The 1,057-nt window shown below is 39.3% G+C and carries 1 protein-coding gene and 1 pseudogene; both read left to right on the top strand.

The window, feature by feature from the left end:
* A pseudogene (locus RV13_RS21460) lies at nt 1–216 on the top strand (IS3 family transposase); the annotation flags it as partial.
* Nucleotides 174–1,057: IS3 family transposase (locus RV13_RS20375; RefSeq protein ID WP_346218141.1), on the top strand; the 884-nt coding region annotated here is incomplete at its 3' end. The pseudogene RV13_RS21460 and the gene RV13_RS20375, both read left to right, overlap by 43 nt.

Genomic DNA, 1,057 nt, shown 5'->3' with positions numbered 1-1,057 from the left:
TTGGCTGAGAAAAAAGAACAGAAAAAGAAGCGTTCAATTGAGTCAACACCGGAAGAACGAGACCGTATTAAAGAATTAGAAAAACAAGTGCGTTCCCTTCAGATTGAGAATGCCTTTTTAAAAGAGCTGAGGAAGCTGCGAAAACAGGAAGCCCAACAAAGACGAACGAATCAATCGCACGAATCATCCACAGCCTCCGAGGATCATTCAAATTAGTTGAGCTTCTTGAGACGTTAAACTTTCCTAAAGCGACGTTTATGTACTGGCAAAAACGATTTGACAGAGACAATCCCGATCAAGGAATCGAAGCCGAAATGCTTCGTATTCGTAAAGAACACAAAAATTATGGCTGTTTACGAATGACGAATGAACTAAAAAATCGCGGATTTCATGTCAATAAAAAGAAAGTTCAACGTTTGATTCGAAAGCTAGGGATCGAAGTCCGTTCCTACACACGTAAATCACGTCGCTATAATTCTTATCGAGGAAAGATTGGAAAAGTGGCGAAAAACCGGATTCGTCGTCATTTTTATACGAGTATTTGTCATCAAAAAATTACGACAGATACAACAGAATTCAAGTATTTTGAAATAGATACCAAAGGCGTGATCCGACAAAGAAAGTTATACCTAGACCCGTTCATGGACATGTATAATAGCGAGATTCTTTCGTACCGCATTTCAGAAAAGCCGAATGCCTTGGCAATTATGGAAGGTTTAGAAGAAGCCATCGCGATCACGGCTGATTGCCCCTATCGTCGCACCTTCCATTCGGATCAAGGTTGGGCTTATCAAATGAAGTCCTATCGGCAAAAACTAAAGAAACAGAAAATCTTTCAAAGTATGTCTCGCAAAGGAAATTGTTTAGATAATTCAATCATGGAGAACTTCTTCAGTCTTCTAAAACAAGAAATCTTTCATGGGGAAACCTATCACAGTTTTGATGAACTAAAAACGGCGATCGATGACTATATCTATTACTACAACAATCACCGGATGAAACAGAAATTGAATTGGAAAAGCCCTGTTCAATTTCGAAAAGCTGCACAGAAAGCGGC

The sequence above is a fragment of the Enterococcus raffinosus genome (assembly GCF_001886185.1).
Classification (GTDB): domain Bacteria; phylum Bacillota; class Bacilli; order Lactobacillales; family Enterococcaceae; genus Enterococcus_A; species Enterococcus_A raffinosus.
Note: the sequence above shows the minus strand (reverse complement) of the source record. Positions and strands in the feature narration are given on the sequence as shown.